This is a genomic window from Rhizobium sp. 22-785-1, assembly GCF_053521965.1.
The window spans coordinates 54711-73795 of sequence record NZ_JBNWDI010000008.1 but is presented as its reverse complement, the minus strand read 5'-3'; the positions used below and the strand labels follow the sequence as shown (position 1 = coordinate 73795).

The window sequence follows — 19085 nt, the reverse complement described above, 5'->3', positions numbered from 1 at the left end:
TCGGGGGATGCGAAAGTCTTTAAGCAGGTCGTGATGTATTCGCTCACGCGCTTCATGCCTTGTCCTGCTTGAAGTCGCATCGCGACGCCATCTGACACCTTTGCACGACAGGCTGCCGTAAATCTGAACTCAAGCAGACCCAAGTATCTTTCTCTTCTCTGTCTCGAACTCTTCCTGTGTCAGTGCGCCACTCTCACGTAGCTTCATGAGTTTTTCGAGCGCTTCAACGGTATCCTTGCCTGGTTTGACGGTCGTGCCTCGCGTCAACGCAGCTCCATCGGGTGCCGGCGTGCAGTACCACACGATCAAAACCACCCAGCCGATAGGCAAAATGAGCCAAAGAAGCTGATGCCATCCACTGCGATTGATGTCGTGAAGGCGCCGGGTATTTTGCGCTATAGTCGGCGTAATCGTGGCGAACGAAAATACGATGCTAAGAAGCCCGGACCGATCGATTACGTTAAGGACGGTAGAGGCCAAAATCAAAAACAAGACACAATACCAGAATTCCGACCGGCTCGCACGCGTCGAAAAATTGGTGTAGTTTTTGAAGAAGGTCGATACCGCCGTTACAAAATCCATGGCGTATGGCAAGCCACCGAAGCGGTTAGGACCTGGAGGTGGACTTCTCATCGCGAAAATCACCGGAATGATGGCGATAATGCCGAGTGCGATGACCCAGTGCCAAATCGAAAAACTACCCATGCCAAGCCCTTGAATGCGTCTGCAAAGCCTTGCTCATGCAAGCAAAAGCTTCGCTCTACATGTCCATCTGCGGCCCTTACCTTCGCTAATCGATCTCGATTGTTGGGTGGTGCTGCAGATACCCAAAAATGCAATCTTGGGGCTGTTCATGTGGGGAGTACAACACTCGATCGTGCGATTTTTGTATTGAGCGACGTTTTTCCACACGAATAATCGACAGACATCTCTGGGTGTGTCTGTAAGAACGACAATTGCAACCAGATGACCTCTTGAACCGTTCGCAACATCATAGTGGCGCTCAAAGCCTATTGGCACGAGAGCGCTCCCTTCAATACCGATTGGAGCAATGACATGAGTGATGCATCCCACAGGGAAGCTTCCGCCTATCCTTTCCAGTTGCTGTTCGTGCCTTTTCCGTTCGTGTGCTTTTCTCTGGCGCTTGCAACGGACATTGCCTACTGGCGCACAGCCAATCTGATGTGGTCGAATTTTTCATCATGGCTTTTGTTTGCGGGACTGGTCGCTGGCGGTATCGCAATTCTCGCCGGTCTTATCGATCTGCTTCGCCGGCGCACGCGGCCCATGCGCCCGTCCTTTGCTTCCATCGTCCTCTTTATCGTGATGCTGCTGCTCGCTTTCACCAACAGTCTCGTTCATGCCGGTGACGGCTGGACGGCAGTGGTCCCTTACGGACTTTTGCTTTCGGCCATCACCTTTGTCGTGTCGCTGATGGCGGTTTCCGCCTCTTCCCGAAAGTACACGCGCCTGGCCTGGAGAGTATAATCATGGTTTCTCGCATTCTCACACCCGTCCTAGTGCTTGCGGGCGTTGCACTTGTCCTTCCTGCGTGCAGTGACCAGAACGACAATTTCGACATCTCGCAGCAGATCGGTCCCGATCCTGTTTTGCCGGAGCCAGCCATGAGCCTGATTCCCGACCTGAAGGTCGCGGAGGTCGTCGGTTGGAAGGATGGTGAAATGCCGACGGTGCCGGAAGGGCTGAAGATTTCCGTCTACCAGAAGGATCTCGTCAACCCGCGCACTGTTCATACCTTACCAAACGGCGATGTTCTTGTGGTGCAGTCGCGTGGGCCAGAAGGCGGACAGTCCTCGTCGCGCCCAAAGGACATCATTCGCGGCTTCATCATGTCGATCGCGCATGGCGAAACTGGCGGACCGCCGAAGGAAAGCAATATCATTACCCTGCTTAAGGACACCAACCGGGACGGCACGGTGGACGAGCGCCACGATCTTTTGAAAAAGCTCGACTCCCCCTTTGGGCTGGCCTTCGCCGACAATACGCTTTACGTGGCGACCGCCAATGAAATCCTCGCCTATCCGTATCAACTCGGTCAGAACGAGATAACCGCAGAGCCGCGTGTGCTGACTCAACTTCCGGGCGGACCGATCAACCATCATTGGACGAAGGACTTGGCGCTTAGCCCAGATGGCAAGTTCCTCTATGCGTCGGTCGGCTCGAATTCCAATATCGTCGAGAACGGTCTTGAAGCGGAAAAGAACCGCGCCGCCATTCTTCAGGTCGACCGCCAGACAGGAGCGTGGAAACTCTTCGCCTCGGGCCTGCGCAATCCCAACGGCCTCGCCTTCAACCCGCAGAGCAAGGAGCTTTGGGCCGTCATCAACGAACGCGATGAACTCGGTCCCAATCTCGTGCCGGACTATATGACATCCGTCAAGGAAGGTGGATTTTACGGGTGGCCATGGAGCTACTATGGCAACCATGTGGACAATCGTGTCCATCCGCTACGGCCCGACATGGTGGAAAAGGCGATCAAGCCAGATTATGCTTTGTCCAGCCATGTCGCTGCGCTCGGGCTTACTTTTTCGCTGAACTCCGCCTTGCCTGCGCCGTATAAAAACGGTGCCTTCATCGGAGAACATGGCAGCTGGAACCGTACCGCCTTCAATGGCTACCGCGTCACTTTCGTGCCGTTCGATAACGGCAGGCCAGTCGGGAAAACGCAGGACGTGGTGACAGGATTTATCCAGGGTGATAAGGCCAGGGGCAGGCCTGTTGGCGTGGGTATAGACGGCACTGGCGCGCTGCTTGTGGCGGATGACGCAGGCAACACGGTTTGGCGTGTGGCAGCCGCCGACGGCACTGTCACTCCCGCGCCTATCGCGACGGACGATGTCTCGGGCTCCTCTGTAAGCGCAGCACCACCTGCAGCGCCTGCGGGCTCAGCTCAGCCGGCACAACCCTCGATGCCTGCGGCTACAGGACAGCCAGCACCCGCCAACTAAAGCGCTGCGCGTCCCCTGGTGCGCATAAATGACGCTTCATCTTCTTAAACACCGCATCGTCCCGAACGATGCGGTGAGACAGCGAAAGTCAAGCGTGTCGCGCCCGCGACATGACATCGTTGAGAACGCCTGCTTATCGTGTTCGACCGCGTTCTGCGGCGCGTTCCTCGTTAAACGCTATTGCGCGCGCTATCAGCGCACTCAAAGCCTCTTCATCGATCTCCTCACCTTCGCGAATGTCGATGGCTCGACGCGTGTCACCTTCAAGCGACGCGTTGAAAAGACCCATTGGGTCTTCCAAGGACGCACCGTGAGCAAACGTCATTTTGACGATGAAGCGATATGTCTCTCCGGTGCAAATAATACCGTCACAAGACCAGACCGGCACGCCCCGCCACTTCCAGTCCTCCGTTACCCTTGGATCCGCGGCCCGGATGATCGACCTGATCTTCGATAATTCCTCCGCCCGCCAATCGCCCAACTCCGCAATGCGCGCGTCGATCAAACGGGACGCGGGAGAGCTGTCCTCATCCCCCTGCATCACGTCCGCGGCAAGACCGGAAAGTTCAGCAGAAATCATATGTCTCCCTTCGCTCCGAGAACGCCGCCTCTTTCAGCATTAGCATATACGAACTCTCCCAGAGTCAACAAACGGCTTAAGGTAGCCCCTACTCAGAATAGACGCCTGCCCAATGGCAAAATCCAAAAAAGGTTCGCTCATCAATCGCGAAATCCAAGAGGCTTCGCTGTAGGATGGCTTGAAACTCCAATACGAAACCGTCCAATGGAGTTTAGTGATAACATGGCTTTCGGGGGGGACAATCATGAAAAAATTGAACACGATACTCACCGCTGTGGCATCTCTGGTGTGCGCGTCCGCAGCGGCACATGCAGACGATCTGACGTTCACGCTGAAGAACGGCACCAACTCGGTTTTGACGCGGTTCTATACATCACCGGTCGGCGTCAACGAATGGGAAGACGACGTCTTTGGCGAGCAGGTTCTGGAGCCGGGCGAAAGCATCGAGATCACCATTGCAGATGGCCGCACGGTCTGTCGTTACGACATGCGCTTCGAGTTCGAGGAAGGCTCCGATCTCGATACGACCGAGGATAGACAGGACCTGTGCAAACTTGGTTCCTATACGATCCACGAGCAAGCCTCACCTGGTTAACGGCCAGCATGTCGGCAGCTTTGCGCCGCTTCCTCGTGCATCGAATGGTTCGGTATATGTGGGACCTGTGTGTCATGCGGCGTGCGTCATTGAAGGTGCGGACGTGACGGCGACAGTGCCGCTGCCACGTCCGCATCGTCTGGTTTCCGCATCGGTCGCGAAAAGCTGTTCATCGCGATATTGAAATCGAAACCGATGAATTTTCCCTCTAGCGTTCATGATCCTTTACGCTGAGCCATTTCCCCGCGTCGAAATCAATGCTAACCGTGGCGCTGCTCCAAATCGGGAAAGCAGCGTGTTTCGAGTCCCATTTCTTGTCGCCCTTTCATTGGTCATTGCCTTTGGCGGTGGCATCGTTTCCACGCTTGTGGCACTGGAAGCCACGTCCGGCTTCGGCTCTATCAAGATCGGCGCCTGGGACGCCTTTCCAGAGTCGCAGACGATCGAAGCAGACCCTTATGCGAAAGCGCACCGGGCTGATGCGGGAAAATTGCTTTACGGGACTGCAGAGGGCTTGGCTTTCACCGCAGCCATGGACAGCGGCGGTCAGCGACTGACGGGTCAATGCCGGTATACTCTGAGCGGAAATCTGCCGCCCGCGCGCTTCTGGACCCTGTACATAGCCGATCAACAAGGCAATCTGCTGGATGATGGCTCAGGCCGGCCAATCGCTCTCAACTCGCGCAACCTGCTGCACGGCCCGCAAGGCGGCGTATCCGTGACGCTTTCGGCGACTGCCACTCCGTTGAACTGGCTGGCAGTGCCGCCTGCTGGCAATTTCAAACTGGTTCTGACCCTGCTGGACACGCCGATTGCCGGCAGCACCGGCCTGATCGACATTACCATGCCAGCCATCGAAAAGACGGATTGCAGTCATGCTTAGGCTCCTCCTGTCTATCTTCACGGGTCTCGTCGGAGCCGCCGTTCTGCACCTCGTCATCCTGTTTTCCATCCCGCATTTTTCCAACCGCGACGCTTATACGCGTGCTGTTGCACAGGGTGTGCAAAACCGTTTCCATATGGTCGAGCCCAAAATTGACCGGCCCGGCCAGAACAAGGCAGAACTCGTGAGCGAAGACCCGTTCATGCGGGTGGCTGTCTGCACCTTTGATATCGAGGAAAAGCCAGTTAAGCTCTCGGCCTTCGGCGCTGTTCCCTTCTGGTCCATTGCGGTCTTCGACAGCGCATCGAATGAGATTTTCAGCATGAACGACCGCACGTCGGCGGGTGGAGAGCTGGATATTGTCATTGCCAACGCCGAACAGAGCGGCGCCATTCGCAAGACGCAGGTTCAGGCGCTGTCGAAATCCATTCTGGTAGAAGCAGGACATGAGAAGGGCTACGTCGTTTTGCGAACGATGGTCCCGCAGACAAGCTTTCTCGAAGAAGCGGAGCGGTTCCTGGGAGCGGCGACGTGCGAGCCGACAGCGATCAGATAGACGGCATGTCGATGCCGCGAGCTGAAATACCGGGGGTCCTTTCGATAAGGACGTTTGATTGTGCGCAAAAGCCAAAGGGCGGTTGAGAATATCAGACTGCTTCACGCAGGTTCTAAGTGCTCAAGAATTTATCGCACTGTCCTGTCCTGCAACGACGCTGACTTTGCGTTTGCGTGCCTTAACCGTTTTGGCTGCGTCTGTGCGTTCATAACGCACGCCGGTGAAAAACAGGATCTGCGCTGGGCCACCAGCACTGATATGCGCGTCGTCCGGCTTACGTGGACGGCGTGTTGCCGTCGAAATCGAAATTATGTCTGCCATTGCCATCTCCTTCCACTCGGCACGACGGAACTTGTTGACCGGACTGCCATATACATTGTCGCATGCGACCGTCCGGTATGAGCAGGCGCCATATCGAGCTTTCAGCAAAAATCTGTTTTTGATCTTTGTGCCGGGTCTTTGAGACAACGGCATTGAGCCGATACGGAATGCCAGTACCACTACATCGGGCATTACCAGTCCACGGACTGGGCAGAAACACGGGGTCCGGGATGCTTCTCCCGCCCTCATGGGCTTTGCTTCGCTTCAGGACCATATCACCGAATGCTGCACTTGCCCACGCTATAGAATCACGAGAAAGTTAAGCAAGCGTTAATCCTAATATGCCTTGTGCAGAACAGCTTTACTTTCGCACGGCGACCTATTTCTTCCGATCGACCTTGGCAAACGCGAAACGTATGAGCTCGGTTCCATCGGACCAAAAATTCCTTTGGTTAACAAAATAGCTGTGAATTATCGAAAAAAGCCTCTTCTCGGGACCCGTGGTTAACAGGGCGTCAACGCATTCATTCTATTTTGAGTGCTCATGTAGTTTTGCGTCTTGTTGGGTATTGCGTTGACAGACCGATTTCGAGAACTGGAACGGCCAAGGGCCGAGAGGAAGAAAGACGTGGTATTGATGGCGACCGTCTCGAGTTTCGAAGGGCTGCCTCATCCATCCAGATCAGAGCTGCGACAATTTGCAGAGCTTTTTCTGCCGCTCTTTTCCGCCTCCACCACCGAGGCGAAGCGAGAGGCGATCGCTGCCCTTTCACAGAACCCTCATGTGCCTTCAGCCGTCGCATTCTTTATCGCTAGCCAGCCGATTTCGCTGTCTGCGCCCTTCCTCGTGTCCTCCAAGGCGCTGAATGACGAGACATTGATCGCAATCGCCCGAACGCAAGGTGGCGCGCATGCCAGAACGATCGTCCGGCGCGAAGATCTGTCCCCAACCGTCATCGATGCGCTGGTTGGTTTGCGACATTCACGCCATGGCGCGGGCGTCACAAACGAGGATATCCGCACTTCCCAGTCAGATGCGGCGAGAGCCGAGCGCGAGGAGAAGCTGCGAAGCCAGCTTCGCACGATGGCGCGTCAGCTCAACCGCCCTGCGGGCGATACGCTCGGCGTCCGCCGCCTGACCCAAGTGCAGGAAGCACTACTGGTCCGGTTCGCGCGCGAGCGCGATGCGAGCCGGTTTGCCGCAACCCTTTCGGATTCACTCTCCACCAGTCACTGGCTGACGGAGCGCATCCTCCTCGATATCTCCGGACGCCAGTTGGCCACGACACTTGTGGGCATCGGCATGGATATGAACGACGCCATCTTCATTCTGGAATGTTTCTATCCGCATATGAGGAAGCTTGCCGGCGATACAAGCCGTGCCGAAGCCATGCTCGAGTCACTCGACACTGTCGAATGTGAAGAGCGGATCGAAAGCTGGCGCCGCGCGGATCGTTACACAACAAATCCGCAGAGCAGTGACAGCGCGCATTCTCCTGAACCTGCCGCAGTTCACAAACTGGTTGTACGCCGCTAAAGAGCCGTGCGTCTCGTTGCAGGCGTGAAGGGCACTTCGCCGATTTGGATCTATGCAGCGTGCTTTGATGGGTCGAGGCTTTAATGCGTGCCAAAACGCAGTGGTTTCCGATCACAGGAAGCATTCCGGCGCATCCAAGGAACGTCAGGCCACAAGGGTGAAGAGGTCGTCAACGCTCTCGGTTTCCAGTTCGACGACCCAGAGGTCCTCGTCGAACCGGCGTTCCTTGTCCAGAAGACTGTCCACTTGTAGGGCGGTCGCCTCTTTAAGCCGCTGTTCGAACCGACGTTCTGAACGGATCTCATCATCTTCTGCAAAGCTTTGAGGGGCCGGGCCAAAGAGATTTTCGCGACCGTCGCGCAGTCGCTGGCGGATGAAGATCGCGCCCGCCTCCTCCGCTCCCTTTCGCTCAATGGCGGCAAAGTCGCCTGCTGCGAAGACGCGACGCATGAGAGCGGATATGAAGATTTCGGACTTGAGACGCATGAGGAGACTTATAGAACGCGCAATACTGCCAAGCTATTCTTTTTCCGGATGCAGAACCAAATCGGCGCGAGAGGTTGGAAAAAGAGCGTGTCCACCCAACGCTTTGACCAAGAACGCTCACAAACTGATTCACAAAAGCCGGGTTGTGTCGACGAACCTTCAGAAAAAGATTCCGTTCGCTCTTACAAAGCCCCGATAGATTTGAGCTTTTTCAACACCGCTTCACTCGGCTCTCCTGTCTCGGGGAGGCGATAGTGCTTCTCGAAATTGCGGATGGCCTGGCGCGTCTGTTCACCAGCCAAACCATCTACTTTCACATCGGCGTAAGCAATGTTGACAAGGCCCTGCTGGATTTTTGAAACAAGATCCTTGCCGGCAGGATTGGTGCCGCTTGCCGAAGACAGAGAGACATTTTGCGGCTTGAGCGGCTTGGCCTCCGCATTGCGGATTGCGGCAGCGACCGGATCGATCGCCACCCCTCCGCCATTGGCCGCAGCGGGGCGATCTTTTGGCAAAGCCTTAGGGATGGCTGCAACGGTCGTTGCGCTATCTATTTTCAGCGCGGACAGGACCCGGCTCGTCGGTTCCCCCGTCTGCTCCATGCCGACGGTTTCTTCGAAGAAAAGGATCGCCGCTGTTGTGCGTGGGCCCGTCAAGCCATCGGCAGGACCATCGTAGAGGCCGCGGCGCGCAAGCTCACGCTGGATTTCCGCAACCAGCTCGGAAGGTGGATGGCTGGCAGGCTGTTGACCTTGTCCGGCGGTTGCTACCTGCCCTGCTTCTGGCTGAGCCGAGGCCTGTTGCGCATCGATCTCCTGAGCATCCGCCTGTCGTTCTATGCGGAAGGTCGTAACGTTACCGTGCTGGCCGAGCGTCGACGTCATGCGGTAACCCGCAATACCATTTGGATCATCCTCATCTCGGGTGCGCAGGAAAGGTGCCGGATGATGGCCGGGTTGGTACCAGAGGGCGTTGGCGGAAACGAAGCCGAAAACAATCAGGAACGCGGCGGAGCCGCCAACCAGTTTCGGATGAGACAGAACCTGTTGGCCCATGGCGCGCGCAGCCACAGACAGCAAGCCAGGCTCCTTCCGGACAGTTTTTTTCCTAGGCGATTTTCGCTTTGGCGCGGCCATCCGCAGTGTCCTTCCTCTTTCTCATGTCGGCGCCACCCGCATTGTCTCTCAAGCGCGGCGGAAACTCCACAGGCGCACCGGCATCTTCGCAAGTACTGCGCGGCTCGCCGGAGCCATCGGCAGGCAGCAGGATCGTGACGACTGTTCCTTCGCCCTGCTTGCTGGTGATTGCAAGTCTGCCGCCATGAAGTTCCACAAGTCCCTTCACTAGCGATAGTCCCAGCCCCGTGCCCTCATAGCGACGGGTATAATCATTCTGGACCTGCATGAAGGGCTGGCCCAGGAATTCGATCTTATCGGCGGCAATGCCAATGCCCGTGTCGCTGACCGTTAGCTTTAGCATATCATCCTGCATTGATGCATCGATGACAACCACACCACCGGATTCGGTAAACTTGATGGCATTGTTCGCCAGATTGATCAGAACCTGCTGGACGGCCCGCTGATCCGCGACGATCTCGCCAAGATCGCGCTGAATGCGGCTCGTCAGCGTCAGACCCTTCTGTTTCGCCTGGAGACCAAGCATGCCTTCGCATGACGCGATGACATCGCTGATGCGGAAAGGCTCCATCATCAACTCGTAACGTCCCGCCTCCAGCTTGCTCATATCCAGCATCGTGTTGACGACGGAGAGCAGATGGCCGCCAGACTGACGGATCAGCTTAACATATTCGCGCTGACGATCGTTCTCCAACTTGCCAAAATACTCGCCGGCAAGAATGTCGGAAAAGCCGAGTATGGCGTTGAGTGGCGTGCGCAATTCGTGGCTGACGGCCGCCAGAAAGCGCGATTTTGCCTCGGTCGCAGATTCCGCCTCTGCGGCCTTTCGGGCCATTTCGCGGCGTAGAACTTCCATTTCGCTGACATCGCTGAGCTGGCCGATGACGCGCACGAGCCGGCCGGTCTGATCCCGCTCCGCCGTCATGTCTATGCGGGCATACATGAACTGAATCTTGCGACTGACGGGACCGTTCTCGAACCGCAGGTCGGCAACCGCATGATCTTCTCCTTGACGCAGTGTATCGAAAGCCTGCATCAGGCCAATGCGGTCGGAAACATGCACCATTTCGGCAAAGACATGTCCTGCGCTGTTCTGGATCTGCAACGGAAAGCTCCGCCGGTCGCGACCCGATACGGCCTCGACGACGCCCTGTTCGGTGAAGAACAACAGTAAACCCGGAACCTGCGAGGATGCGATTTGCTCGCGGTTGATGACCGCAGCTGCGATCTCTCTGGTGGGCTGATGAATTGTCAAAAGCACCGCGCACGACGCCAGGAATACCGCGACCACCAGCGCTACACCGAGAGGCAGTGCAACTGATGCAGGCAGAATGAAGCAGATGATGGCAGGAGCGAGGAATAGCGCGACGATAGCAAAGGCGGCGAGACGACGAACCGCGGCAACGACTGCCAGTCTTTCGCTGGTATCGTCTTCCATGCGCGACAACCACATGCCCGCGACATGATCGACAACCGCAATCGCTTTTTCCGCTATGTTACGCAATACCAGGACACCGCACTCTAAAACGCAGCAGGATTAACACCTGCCTTCAATCATGCCTGACAATAGAAGCACGCGGCTTAAGGAATGGATAAAAGCGAGGGTGACGAAGGCGCTCCAGTCACCCCGAAATCCCATTTCGGCGCAAATATGCAGTCCTTTGCCAATCATGGTTAACGGTGGGTAAGCGAAGGATTTTCTTGTATTTTTCCGTTTGCGTTAATACTTGAGGCGAGGGATGCGCGCCCAATCGCCTGCATTTTCGCCCCACTGCCGCAATTATGCTTAACATCGACCGTTAAAATTTGTGAGATCAGGGATTCATCGACTTTCGGGGGGAACAAGTCGTTACAATTTGAATTAAATCTCGCGGTTTTCAGCAAAGGGCTGTTGGGCTCTCGGCGCTAGGGTGTTTGCAAGCCCGGACAACAGGGCAACAACGGATGATCCGAAAAGGACGCCGGTCAAACAGGGTAGTCTTGCAATGTGGTTTCTCATCAAAGGAACGATCTGGTTTTCGCTGGTGCTCGTCGCACTGTCCTACTTTGGCGGTAACAGCACAGACAGCCAGAACTCGCAGATGAATGTCGCAGGCGCGATGTCCGCCGCCAGCGAAGCGTACCGCTATGTCAGTGCCATCTGCGTCGAAAAGCCTGACGTCTGCATCAAGGGCGCCGAAACATTCCATGCGCTTGGTGAGCGAGCCCGCGAAGGCGCCAAGGTTGCCTATGAACTGATCGATTCCCATCTCAACGCAACCGATGAGCCCAAAATCGCCAACGCGAACGTTCCTGCCACAAAGGTCGAAACGGTGACAGCCGGCGACGATATCAAAACCGGCACCATCAAGGTCGAAAATACCATTCCCCTGCCGCAGAAGCGTCCTGCCCTCTGACTGAATAGCCAGACGCGCAACGCCACAGCAGAACCGATACAGATTTGAGTGATACTCTCACCATCCCTTGCGGCGCATCCCGCTATAGATGCGCTGCCTGACTGCCTGACTGCCCGACTCCTGACGCCCTGCCCGAAGTGAAAGCTTCGCCGCAGGGCTTTTTTCTTAGCGGCAGCGGTTCAATTTACCCTGCCGTTGACCTATATCGGTGCAGCAACATGGATGGCAGGCAAATGGCTTCTCTCGACAAGATCATGGACGACTTCTCCTTTCTCGACGATTGGGAGGACCGCTACCGCTACGTGATCGAGCTTGGGAAGGAACTGCCGGATCTGGCAGAGGACAAAAAGACGGCGGAGAACAAGGTACAGGGCTGCGCCAGCCAGGTATGGGTCGTAAGCCATAGCGATGGCGCGCCTGATCCGGTGCTGACATTCGAAGGCGATTCAGACGCCCATATCGTCCGGGGACTCGTCGCTATCGTCCTTGCTACCTATTCCGGCAAAAGGGCCTCGGAGATCGCCGCTCTCGATGCCATCGACGTGTTCGGCAAGATCGGCTTGGTGGAACACCTGTCCTCCCAGCGAGCCAACGGCCTTCGCTCCATGGTGAACCGCATTCGCGAGGAAGCGCGGCTCTTGTCGGCGTGATCGCGGCGGTCACCCGGGCCGCCGCGCCGATTTTTTTGCTCAGTCGTAGAGATAGTGCTTCGCCCACTGCGATTCCGGCACCTTGTCGCCCACCTTGTAATCGAAGTTGCGGATGCCGAGCGTTGAGGGTGCCACTTGGCACTTGTATTTGAGGCGATACCACTCACCAGCGCTGCGGAACACCGCGCCCGAAGCCTTGATCGAATCCTTGGCAACATCGGGATCGCCGAAGGCATAGGCAATAACCTTATCGGGCTTCATGCCTTTCTGTTCCTTGGCAATCCGCTCCATCGCCTCGATATCGCAACGCTGCTCCAGCCGCTCCTCGGGCGCAAGCTGGTTCAACTGTCTTATGACATTTGCATCGATGGCGTAGGACGGAAGCGAGAACGAGAGGACGGAAAAGGCGGTCAAAAGTGCGATCGATAGTGGCTTTTGCATCGGATTTTATGAGGCTTTCTCAAGTCTTCTTGTCATTCTTTGCAGGGAGGTATCTGCAGCGGCTCCTCGACGCAGCAGACTGTGTCGTCGTCTAACGCCAGAATGTGATCGAAACCTGACCAAAATGTGCCCTGCCGATATTCGGTCGGGGACAATAGAAACTTGATAGCGCGGCAGGGGCACTTTACATCATGAAAAAGCAGAGTGATTTTCTTACGAAAGCGAGTTTGTCTTGACCATTTTCAAGAACCTGCCCACCCCACCCCATGCGCAGAAGAAGCCGGTGACGGATACCCATCACGGCATTACACGCACGGATGACTACGCCTGGTTGCGGGCGGATAACTGGCAGGCGATGTTCAAGGACCCCTCCCTGCTCGACCCGGCGATCCGCACGCATCTGGAGGCGGAAAATGTCTATATGGAAGCGGCGATGGCGGATACGAAAACGCTTCAGGAGAAGCTTTTCGAAGAAATGAAGGGCCGCATCAAGCAGGACGATTCCTCGGTGCCGGTCAATGACGGGCCCTATGCCTATGGCACACTCTTCGTGACTGGCGGCGAGCAGCCGCATTATTTCCGCACCCCGCGCAATGGTGGCGAGAAGCACGTTCTGTTGAACGGCGACAAGGAAGCCGAAGGCAAGGACTATTTCCGTCTCGGCGGCCTCGATCAGTCCTCCGACCACAGCCGCGGCATCTGGAGCTATGACGACAAGGGCTCGGAATTCTACACGCTGCGCATCCGCGATCTTGCCACCGGTAAGGATCTTGACGACGTGGTGGAAAATACCGGCGGTGGCGGCGCATGGGCGCCTGACGGAAAGAGCTTCTTCTATACGCTTCAGGACGAAAACCACCGACCGTCCAAGGTCTTCCACCACATCGTCGGCCAGCCTCAATCTTCCGACCGTCTCGTCTATGAGGAGAAAGACCCGGGTTTCTTCATGGGCGTCGGCGCCTCAGTTCTTGATGACTTCATTTTCATCGATATTCATGATCACGAGACCAGCGAATACCGTCTCCTCTCCACCAAGGATCTGCTGGCCGAGCCGCAGATCGTCGCCGAGCGCGAAGAGGGTATCGAATATTCGATGACGGAAGGCGGAGACGTCTTCTTCATCCTCACCAATGATGGCGACGCCAAGGATTTCCGCATTGTCGAAGCCCCTGTTGGCGCGCCGGGCAAAGAGAACTGGAGCGAGGTCGTGCCGCATGAAGCGGGTCGCCTCATTCTCTCGGTCGATGCCTATGCCCGCCATCTGATCTGGCTGGAGCGCCGGGACGGACTGCCGCGCATCGTCATCCGCGATCGCTCGAAAGGTGAGGAGCATGCGATCGCTTTTGAGGAAGAGGCCTACTCGCTCGGGCTGCATGGTGCGGCGGAGTACGACACCGACGTCATCCGCTTCAGCTATTCCTCAATGACGACACCAAGCCAGTTGTTCGACTACAACATGGTGACACGCGAGCGCACGCTTCTGAAAACTCAGGAAGTGCCGTCCGGGCATAATCCGGATGATTATGTGACACGACGCGTCATGGCGCCTTCGCATGACGGTGCGCTGGTGCCAGTGTCCCTGCTTTACCGCAAGGATACACCACTCGATGGTTCGGCACCCTGCCTGCTCTACGGCTACGGCGCGTATGGCATCACCATTCCCGCCTCATTCAGCACCAACAATCTGTCGCTCGCTGATCGCGGGTTTATCTATGCGGTGGCGCATATTCGCGGCGGCAAGGACAAAGGTTTCGAATGGTATGAAAACGGCAAGATGGAGCACAAGCAGAACACCTTCAAGGACTTCATCGCCGCCGCCGACCACTTGGTGAAAGAAGGTTTCACATCCTATAGCGGCATCATTGCCGAAGGCGGGTCCGCGGGTGGCATGTTGATGGGCGCTGTCGCCAATATGGCGCCGGAGAAATTTGCCGGCATCATTGCCGCCGTTCCGTTCGTGGACGTCCTGACCACAATGCTGGACGACACGTTGCCGCTGACCCCGCCCGAATGGCCGGAATGGGGCAACCCGCTGGAGTCGGAAGAGGAGTATCGGTGGATTGCCGCCTACTCGCCCTATGACAACGTCGGTGCAAAGCCCTACCCGCCTCTGCTCGCGATCTCCGGTCTCACCGATCCGCGCGTGACCTATTGGGAGCCGACGAAGTGGGTAGCAAAGCTGCGTGAGAAGACCACCGGCAGCGCGCCGATCCTGCTGAAAACCAATATGGCGGCAGGTCACGGCGGCAAATCGGGCCGTTTCCAGCGACTGGAGGAAATCGCCTTCGAATATGCCTTCGCTCTCAAAGTAGCAGGCAAGAACCAATCGTGAGGCGAGGCAGGATATTCCGACAAGAGAAGCGACGCGAGAACACGCGCCGCTGACTTGAGAGCGCCATAAGTCCTGCAGGACGAAAGATGGCGCTCTCTCCTCGTCGATCGATGAACCGTGCTCAAAATCGAATTCGATTCTCGTGCGGATGCTTCAGCGCTAACCAGCTTAATTCCCCGTCTAATGCAGTTTCGGATGGCGTCCTATCGTCAAAGAATCGGCGTTTGCGGGGTTTCTGCTGTTTTGCAACCCCCTGAATTACAAAAACGAAGCAGGGGTTTGCCTCATGTCAAGCACCGTAAGCGCTCCAAGCATGAGTGCGGCAAGCTTCGCGCAAGCTTCAGCGGTTAAAAAAGCGTTAACAGCTTGAAGAGGCTCCCGATGAATATCGACAACAACATTGGCGGATCGCTTTACCACGGTCGCTCACAAACCATTGAGAAAGTGCAAACGGACGCCGTCGTATCGGAAGTTTCGTCGCCGGGCTTTAGCGGCAGCACGATTTCTTTCGTCAACGCGCTGCAGGCAAGTTCGCTGGCAAGCGTGCTCTGGACCGTCAACCGCGACGCGGTAAAAGAAGCCGCTCCGGCACCAACGACGGCTCCGCTTTCGACAGCGGAAGATCCTGACGCCGCCTGGGTCTACCAGGCCTATACGGAGCACTAATACCGCCGGACATATCCGGCGGCGGCCTTGCCAGATCTGGCACGATCCGCTTTCACGTGAAGCCAGATGCCATAATTCGGCATGCTTCGCGGATCAGGCAACTGCATTGACCTCGATCGTTACGTGGGACAACTCTTCGATCTTAGAAAGCTTATCGCGATAAAAAGCGGAAGACTTTTCACCAGTTGTCGATAGGCATACGATTGCCGCATGATGTCCTGGACCGACTTGCCACACATGCAGATCGGTTATGTTCTCCTCCCCTGTTTCAACGGCTCCACGGATTTGCGAAATGAGCGAGCGATGTCCAGGGATGGCATCCACCAGCACTGCACCCGTGGTTCGAAGCAGGCTCCAGGACCAACGCGCTATGACGACGCCACCTACAAGGCCCATGGCGGGATCCAGAAGGGTCCAGCCATTCCACTTTCCGAGAAGAAGCGCTCCTATAGCGAGAACCGACGTCAACGCATCCGCAATTACATGGAGGTAAGCGGCGCGTAGATTGTTGTCGCGGCTCTCATGGTGTGCGTGCGATCCATGCGCTTGATGAGCGTGAGCCCCGCGATGATGATCGTGGCTTTCATCCGGATGGTCATGATCATCGGCGCCATCGTGATGGTCGTGGCGGTGGCCGTGATGATGCCCATGATGGTGATGATCGTCCTTCAGCAGCAAGGCGCTGACGATGTTGACGACAAGACCAATGACCGCAACGATAATGGCCTGGTTGAAGTCGATCTCCACCGGCGAGACGAAACGCAGCACGCTTTCCCACGCGATCAGTAGAGCGACGACGCCGAGCACCACCGCACTGGCGAAGCCGGCAAGATCGCCAAACTTTCCCGTACCGAAGGTGAACCTTGAATCATGCGCATGTTTGCGGGCGTAGAGATAAGCAAGCGCCGAAATGAGCATCGCGCCCGCATGTGTCGACATATGCCAGCCATCGGCTGTCAGCGCCATTGAGCCAAACCAGTGGCCAGCGGCGATTTCCACCACCATCATGACGGTTGTCAGGGCAATGACCATCCAGACGCGGCGCTCGTTGCGCTCATGATCGCTTCCTAAAAAAACATGCGTGTGCGTGCCATCGGTATGACTGTGTTCCATCATGGCCATCGTCTTCACCTTATCGAATGTAGGTTTTCAGAACCTGCGCCAGTTCTTCTGCGGCTTTGGCGCGTTCCTCGTCATTTTCGGCATGCAGAACATGCTCGTGCAGATGCTCCTGCATCACTTCACCCGTCAGACCGGAAAGTGCGCCGCGCACGGAGGCAAGAAGCTGCAGCACGTCACCGCAGGGTTTGCCGCCTTCAAGCGCACGCTCGACCGCTTCCATCTGACCTTTCATGCGGCGGATACGCGCCAGGAGCTTATCCTTGTCTCTGATCGTATGGGACATCTGCTTATCCTTCGCATAGTATAGGGGGGTATACTATATTGCTCGAAGTGAAGCCGCAAGCCTCTCCTCGCTACGAGGGACGGGGCGAATGTCTGTGGAGGGATTTGGAATCAGGTCTTCAACGCATCGAACAACGGCATGCTGATCACCGCAGCAGTCGCGATCATCGCATAGCAGATGCGGCGAAAGGTTCTTTCCTCTGCCAGTCCAAACATTCTGCTGCCCAGCCATAGGCCAAATCCGTAGGTCGGTGCGACCAAAACCGCCAAGGCTAGGATTTGAAGGGTGATGAGCCCGCTCCAAAGATAGGCCGTGGCGTTGAGGACTGTGGAAATCGCAAAGTAGACGATGATATTGGCCCGAACGATGGTCGCCGGGACCGCCCCGCCCAACCAATAGGCGACGACCGGTGGTCCACCAATCTGCGCCACGCCGGAAAACACGCCGGCAATCAGACCAACAGTTGCTGTCAGAATTGCCTTTGGCTTATCACGGTATCGCCACCCGGATATCAAGAGCGACAGCAGCACCACGACGATGACGACAATGGCCCAGCGTATGATGACGGGGTCAAGTGTTATCAAAAGGTGGACACCAAGCGGCACGCCTATGATGGCGCCGACCGCCATGGTGAGTACGTCGCGGTGATCCGCACGGCGTACAGCAGCCGGTATCATACCCAGCGTCATCACCCCATCGACCACGAGAAGAAGCGGAACGGCAATCTGAGGTCCCATCACCGAACTCGCAAGTGGTACAAAGATCAGCGCCGCACCGAATCCGGAAAAACCGCGAGCCAGGCCTGCGCTCCAGGCAACGAAGACCAGGAATGCCAGAGCGGGAACGGAAAGATCGGTCGATAAGATACTGGGCACGGCGATAATCATTGAAGTGAGGCGTTCTCGTCATACTCCATCAGCGCTCGTAAATAGCCAACGCTTTTCTCGAATGCCTGACGGCGGGAGACGGCAGAAGGATTGCGTCCTGATTGGCTCAAACCTATATCTCTACAAGCTATAGCTATGAGGATGAGGACATGTATTCCATCGGCGAATTATCGAAGCGGACCGGCGTGAAAGTCCCGACCATCCGATATTATGAGCAGATGGGCTTGCTCAACGAGGCGGACCGCTCCGAAGGCAACCAGCGCCGGTATGAGAAGGCTGATCTCGAACGTCTCGCCTTTGTTCGGCACGCCCGAGATCTTGGTCTCAACATCGACGCGATACGAGAATTGATTGCCCTTAGTCAGCATCGCGAAATGCCGTGCGCAGGTGCAGACCGAATTGCGGCCGATCATCTCGCCACCGTGCGGGAAAAGATTGCCAAGCTGAAGAAGCTCGAACACGAGTTGGAACGCATCGTCTCCCACTGCGACGGGCATTCGATCGAAGACTGCTATGTTATCCGGGCACTGTCAGATCATGGTCTGTGCGATCACGATCATTGAGATGTCATGCTGCAGAGGACAGTCGCCATCGCCTGCGACTGTCCTCTGCTACGCACTTAACGGTTATAGACCGCTGTGATCTTTGCCGTGGCAATAGTGTTAGCGCCAATCATAAAGCCAGCTAGAGCATTGCTGGCATTGTCCGGCAGATCCAGATGCTCTACGCCGAGGGCATGGACGGTGAAAATATAGCGGTGGACCTCACCAGGTGGCGGGCATGCTCCGCCAAAAGCGGCCGCACCATAATCGTTGCGGATTTCCGACGCTCCTGCTGGCAATTTCTTCTCGCCGCTCGCGCCGAGTTCGAGCGACGTTTGAGAAGCGGGAATATTCACCACGTTCCAGTGCCACCAGCCTGAGCCTGTGGGGGCATCCGGGTCATAGGTCGTAATGGCAAAGCTCTTCGTACCGGCGGGCGCACCTGACCAGGCGAGCTGCGGCGACTGATTTCCGCCCTCGCAGCCGAAGCCCTTAAAGACAAAGGTGGACGCAAGTTGCTGGCCCTCGGCAATCGACGTACTCGACAATTTAAAATCCGCTGCGCTCGCGGTCGTGGCGGTGCACAAGGCAAGCATGAAGCCGGCTACGACGTTCTTTTTCAGCATGATGAGGTGTCCTTTCCAGACGTTGATCATGCTCAATGAAGTAAACCGGCCAGGAATTTCGAGCTTCCGGCTCGCGA

At 56.5% G+C, this 19085-nt stretch carries 22 protein-coding genes; 11 read left to right on the top strand and 11 right to left on the bottom strand.

Annotated elements, in window-relative coordinates; translation table 11 throughout:
• Positions 1-129 precede the first annotated feature (129 nt).
• A complete protein-coding gene (locus ACQZ5M_RS16400) occupies positions 130-705 on the bottom strand; it encodes a DUF805 domain-containing protein (protein WP_363315085.1) in 576 nt (191 codons plus the stop codon).
• Positions 706-1056: 351 nt separating this feature from the next.
• Here ACQZ5M_RS16400 and ACQZ5M_RS16395 point away from each other — a divergent pair, with 351 nt between their 5' ends.
• Positions 1057-1488 (top strand): DUF2231 domain-containing protein, encoded by a 432-nt coding sequence (locus ACQZ5M_RS16395; protein WP_449080296.1) that lies wholly within the window; start codon positions 1057-1059, stop codon positions 1486-1488.
• 2 nt (positions 1489-1490) lie between these two features.
• The gene (locus ACQZ5M_RS16390) at positions 1491-2969 is read left to right on the top strand and encodes a PQQ-dependent sugar dehydrogenase (RefSeq protein WP_296082402.1); all 1479 of its coding nucleotides are present in this window, start codon (positions 1491-1493) and stop codon (positions 2967-2969) included.
• 133 nt (positions 2970-3102) lie between these two features.
• Here ACQZ5M_RS16390 and ACQZ5M_RS16385 read toward each other — a convergent pair whose 3' ends face one another.
• A complete protein-coding gene (locus ACQZ5M_RS16385) occupies positions 3103-3510 on the bottom strand; it encodes a DUF1801 domain-containing protein (protein WP_449080347.1) in 408 nt (135 codons plus the stop codon).
• A gap of 283 nt (positions 3511-3793) precedes the next feature.
• On the opposite strand from ACQZ5M_RS16385, the gene ACQZ5M_RS16380 reads away from it, so the two are divergent.
• From ACQZ5M_RS16380 to ACQZ5M_RS16370, 3 genes are all read left to right on the top strand, one after another.
• Positions 3794-4144, top strand: a complete 351-nt coding sequence (locus ACQZ5M_RS16380; RefSeq protein WP_449080295.1) for a hypothetical protein — start codon at positions 3794-3796, stop codon at positions 4142-4144.
• 295 nt (positions 4145-4439) lie between these two features.
• A complete protein-coding gene (locus ACQZ5M_RS16375) occupies positions 4440-5027 on the top strand; it encodes a DUF1214 domain-containing protein (RefSeq protein ID WP_449080294.1) in 588 nt (195 codons plus the stop codon).
• Positions 5020-5583: a DUF1254 domain-containing protein gene (locus ACQZ5M_RS16370; protein ID WP_449080293.1), complete on the top strand. Its 564-nt coding sequence runs from the start codon at positions 5020-5022 to the stop codon at positions 5581-5583. Before ACQZ5M_RS16375 ends, ACQZ5M_RS16370 begins: the two co-directional genes overlap by 8 nt.
• 120 nt (positions 5584-5703) lie before the next feature.
• Here ACQZ5M_RS16370 and ACQZ5M_RS16365 read toward each other — a convergent pair whose 3' ends face one another.
• Positions 5704-5904 (bottom strand): hypothetical protein, encoded by a 201-nt coding sequence (locus ACQZ5M_RS16365; protein ID WP_296082393.1) that lies wholly within the window; start codon positions 5902-5904, stop codon positions 5704-5706.
• Positions 5905-6541: 637 nt separating this feature from the next.
• Between ACQZ5M_RS16365 and ACQZ5M_RS16360 the strand changes: the two genes are divergently transcribed.
• A complete protein-coding gene (locus ACQZ5M_RS16360; RefSeq protein ID WP_449080346.1) occupies positions 6542-7441 on the top strand; it encodes a DUF2336 domain-containing protein in 900 nt (299 codons plus the stop codon).
• Positions 7442-7585: 144 nt separating this feature from the next.
• On the opposite strand, the gene ACQZ5M_RS16355 is transcribed toward ACQZ5M_RS16360, so the two are convergent.
• From ACQZ5M_RS16355 to ACQZ5M_RS16345, 3 genes are all read right to left on the bottom strand, one after another.
• The gene (locus tag ACQZ5M_RS16355; RefSeq protein WP_296037053.1) at positions 7586-7927 is read right to left on the bottom strand and encodes a DUF1491 family protein; all 342 of its coding nucleotides are present in this window, start codon (positions 7925-7927) and stop codon (positions 7586-7588) included.
• A gap of 182 nt (positions 7928-8109) precedes the next feature.
• On the bottom strand, positions 8110-9063 hold the full coding sequence (locus tag ACQZ5M_RS16350; RefSeq protein WP_296074302.1) for a peptidoglycan-binding domain-containing protein: 954 nt from the start codon (positions 9061-9063) through the stop codon (positions 8110-8112).
• Positions 9035-10558 (bottom strand): sensor histidine kinase, encoded by a 1524-nt coding sequence (locus tag ACQZ5M_RS16345; protein ID WP_449080345.1) that lies wholly within the window; start codon positions 10556-10558, stop codon positions 9035-9037. The genes ACQZ5M_RS16350 and ACQZ5M_RS16345 overlap by 29 nt, the downstream gene beginning before the upstream one ends.
• Positions 10559-11048: 490 nt before the next feature.
• Between ACQZ5M_RS16345 and ACQZ5M_RS16340 the strand changes: the two genes are divergently transcribed.
• Positions 11049-11459, top strand: a complete 411-nt coding sequence (locus tag ACQZ5M_RS16340; RefSeq protein ID WP_296015603.1) for a DUF5330 domain-containing protein — start codon at positions 11049-11051, stop codon at positions 11457-11459.
• A gap of 233 nt (positions 11460-11692) precedes the next feature.
• A complete protein-coding gene (locus ACQZ5M_RS16335; RefSeq protein ID WP_144621064.1) occupies positions 11693-12109 on the top strand; it encodes a SufE family protein in 417 nt (138 codons plus the stop codon).
• A gap of 39 nt (positions 12110-12148) precedes the next feature.
• Here the strand turns inward: ACQZ5M_RS16335 and ACQZ5M_RS16330 are convergent, their stop codons facing one another.
• Entirely contained in the window at positions 12149-12550 is a 402-nt protein-coding gene (locus tag ACQZ5M_RS16330; RefSeq protein WP_296015607.1) for a DUF930 domain-containing protein, read from the bottom strand.
• 232 nt (positions 12551-12782) lie between these two features.
• On the opposite strand from ACQZ5M_RS16330, the gene ACQZ5M_RS16325 reads away from it, so the two are divergent.
• Both ACQZ5M_RS16325 and ACQZ5M_RS16320 read left to right on the top strand, forming a co-directional pair.
• The gene (locus tag ACQZ5M_RS16325) at positions 12783-14882 is read left to right on the top strand and encodes a S9 family peptidase (RefSeq protein WP_449080292.1); all 2100 of its coding nucleotides are present in this window, start codon (positions 12783-12785) and stop codon (positions 14880-14882) included.
• A gap of 381 nt (positions 14883-15263) precedes the next feature.
• On the top strand, positions 15264-15548 hold the full coding sequence (locus tag ACQZ5M_RS16320; RefSeq protein ID WP_296100811.1) for a hypothetical protein: 285 nt from the start codon (positions 15264-15266) through the stop codon (positions 15546-15548).
• A 93-nt stretch (positions 15549-15641) separates the two neighbouring features.
• Here ACQZ5M_RS16320 and dmeF read toward each other — a convergent pair whose 3' ends face one another.
• From dmeF to ACQZ5M_RS16305, 3 genes are all read right to left on the bottom strand, one after another.
• On the bottom strand, positions 15642-16670 hold the full coding sequence (dmeF, locus tag ACQZ5M_RS16315) for a CDF family Co(II)/Ni(II) efflux transporter DmeF (RefSeq protein ID WP_449080291.1): 1029 nt from the start codon (positions 16668-16670) through the stop codon (positions 15642-15644).
• A 10-nt stretch (positions 16671-16680) separates the two neighbouring features.
• The gene (gene dmeR / locus ACQZ5M_RS16310; RefSeq protein ID WP_113272125.1) at positions 16681-16953 is read right to left on the bottom strand and encodes a Ni(II)/Co(II)-sensing transcriptional repressor DmeR; all 273 of its coding nucleotides are present in this window, start codon (positions 16951-16953) and stop codon (positions 16681-16683) included.
• A gap of 110 nt (positions 16954-17063) precedes the next feature.
• Complete coding sequence (locus ACQZ5M_RS16305; RefSeq protein ID WP_449080290.1) at positions 17064-17840, bottom strand: sulfite exporter TauE/SafE family protein; 777 nt, start codon at positions 17838-17840, stop codon at positions 17064-17066.
• 149 nt (positions 17841-17989) lie between these two features.
• On the opposite strand from ACQZ5M_RS16305, the gene ACQZ5M_RS16300 reads away from it, so the two are divergent.
• Entirely contained in the window at positions 17990-18403 is a 414-nt protein-coding gene (locus tag ACQZ5M_RS16300) for a MerR family transcriptional regulator (RefSeq protein WP_340195028.1), read from the top strand.
• A gap of 56 nt (positions 18404-18459) precedes the next feature.
• Here ACQZ5M_RS16300 and ACQZ5M_RS16295 read toward each other — a convergent pair whose 3' ends face one another.
• A complete protein-coding gene (locus ACQZ5M_RS16295; protein ID WP_449080289.1) occupies positions 18460-19008 on the bottom strand; it encodes a YbhB/YbcL family Raf kinase inhibitor-like protein in 549 nt (182 codons plus the stop codon).
• Positions 19009-19085: the final 77 nt, after the last annotated feature.